The organism is Aureimonas flava (assembly GCF_003583935.1).
In the GTDB taxonomy this organism is placed as follows: Bacteria; Pseudomonadota; Alphaproteobacteria; order Rhizobiales; family Rhizobiaceae; genus Aureimonas; species Aureimonas flava.
In genome coordinates this window covers 1-1267 of record NZ_QYRN01000024.1, presented here as the reverse complement: position 1 = coordinate 1267, position 1267 = coordinate 1, and the positions used below count along the sequence as shown (strand labels likewise).

Below are 1267 nucleotides of genomic sequence, written 5' to 3'. Positions count from 1 at the left end.
CGAAGCGGAGGAGTCGCGTCGGTCGCAGGCGGCGAGCCGGGATCGTCAGTCTGCGCTGGACACGGCGAAGGCGGAGGATCTTCGGGCGTTCGTGGCGCAGGTTGAGATGGGGTTCACGCGTCTGGCGGCGGGCGAGCTGACGGTCCGCATGGAGGTGCCGGTGGCGGCCGAGTTCGAGCCGATCCGGGCGCAGTTCAACGCGGCGGTGGCGCAGCTCGAGGACACGATCGGCCAGGTGGTCGGGGCGGTGGGCGCGATGCGCTCGGGCCTGTCGGAGATCACGGTGGCGGCGAGCGATCTGTCGCAGCGCACCGAGCAGCAGGCGGCGAGCCTGGAGGAGACGGTGGCGGCGCTGGGCGAGGTGACGCGCGGCGTGGGCGACACGGCGGCGCGGGCGGACGCGGCGCGGCAGGCGGCGTCGCTGGCGTGCCGCGAGGCCGAGCGCGGCGGCGAGGTCGTGGCGCGGGCGGTGGCGGCGATGAGCGAGATCGAGCAGTCCTCGACGCGCATCGGCAACATCATCGGGGTGATCGACGAGATCGCGTTCCAGACCAACCTTCTGGCGCTGAACGCGGGCGTCGAGGCGGCGCGCGCCGGCGAGGCGGGACGCGGCTTCGCGGTGGTGGCGCAGGAGGTGCGCGGGCTGGCGCAACGCTCGGCCGAGGCGGCCAAGGAGATCAAGGACCTGATCGCGACCTCCACCGGGCAGGTGGAGGGGGGCGTCGAGCTTGTGAGCGCGTCGGGACGGAGCCTGGAGGCGATCGTGACGCAGGTGGGCGGCGTGGCGCAGGCGATCGCGCAGATGGCGGACGCGGCGCGCGAGCAGGCGGTGAGCCTTCGCGAGGTGTCGACGGCGGCGGACCAGATGGACAAGGTGACGCAGCAGAACGCGGCGATGGTGGAGGAGACCACGGCGGCGGCGCAGGCGCTGTCGGGGGAGACGGAGGGGCTGGCGGCGCTGGTCCAGGGGTTTGCGACCGGGGGTCGTCAGGGGCAGGCCGCGCGGGACGTGGCGCCGACGCGGCGCGCGTCGGGCCACGGCTCGGGCCTTGCGGCGCGCGCGGGCACGCCGTCCCCGGCGCGGCCCGTGGTGCAGATGCGCGCGACGGGCCATGGCGGCGCGGCGCCGCGCATGGCGGCGGCACCGGCCGACGACAGCTGGGAAGAGTTCTGAGCCGCACGGCGCGCCGGCCCCGACGCCGGCGGCACGAGACCGACCGCCGCCCGCCCGCCGCCCCGAAGCGGCGCGGCGGGCGACGCGTTTCGG

At 76.1% G+C, this 1267-nt stretch carries 1 protein-coding gene; it reads left to right on the top strand.

Annotated features, from left to right (window positions below; translation table 11 throughout):
* A partial coding sequence (locus D3218_RS19425) for a methyl-accepting chemotaxis protein (RefSeq protein ID WP_245415131.1) occupies window positions 1-1174 on the top strand: 1174 nt, incomplete at its 5' end.
* Window positions 1175-1267: the final 93 nt, after the last annotated feature.